Source organism: Enterobacter sp. 301B, from assembly GCF_003850715.1.
GTDB lineage: Bacteria > Pseudomonadota > Gammaproteobacteria > Enterobacterales > Enterobacteriaceae > Enterobacter > Enterobacter intestinihominis.
The window spans coordinates 1-546 of record NZ_PQTC01000080.1 but is presented as its reverse complement, the minus strand read 5'-3'; the positions used below and the strand labels follow the sequence as shown (position 1 = coordinate 546).

The window sequence follows — 546 nt, the reverse complement described above, 5'->3', positions numbered from 1 at the left end:
GTATCTAAAAGCCTGCACCGTCTGATTTTTAGTCATTGAATCGCGAGAACGGGAGATAATTTCTCTTCTATGGGTATAGGCTCATAATGGTAGGATTCTGGTAGCTTCGAAACGCCGTATTTAAGCAATACTTAAGTCATGAAGAACCAAACTTAAACATTTTTCTCAAGGTAAACCAGTATAAAACTGTTAGTGCTGATGGATCGTTTGGGCTCTTTTAAAGGGATTGAAAATCCCCGTGTCCTTGGTTCGATTCCGAGTCCGGGCACCAATATTCATAAGGCCTCGCTGCAAAGCGGGGCTTTTTCCTTTCTTGGCTACGGTAGATTTCTGGTCGTTGCAACACGTTATTTGTTTGCTGGATTTCTCGCCATTTTCGCAGATGTTCGTTACTTTTAGACACCTCAACACCCTCTGATGTGTGAATCGCCACGGATAATCTAGACACTTCCTAGCCGTTGATAATACTGGTTTTCATATTCTGTCGGTGACATCTGATCGCTGGAACCATGCCGACGCTTACTGTTATAAAACATTTCGATGTAA

General features: G+C 42.5%; 1 protein-coding gene. It reads right to left on the bottom strand.

Features of this window, described 5'->3' with window-relative positions:
• Positions 1 to 440: 440 nt before the first annotated feature.
• Positions 441 to 546: IS3 family transposase (locus tag C3451_RS24215; RefSeq protein WP_129942121.1), on the bottom strand; the 106-nt coding region annotated here is incomplete at its 5' end.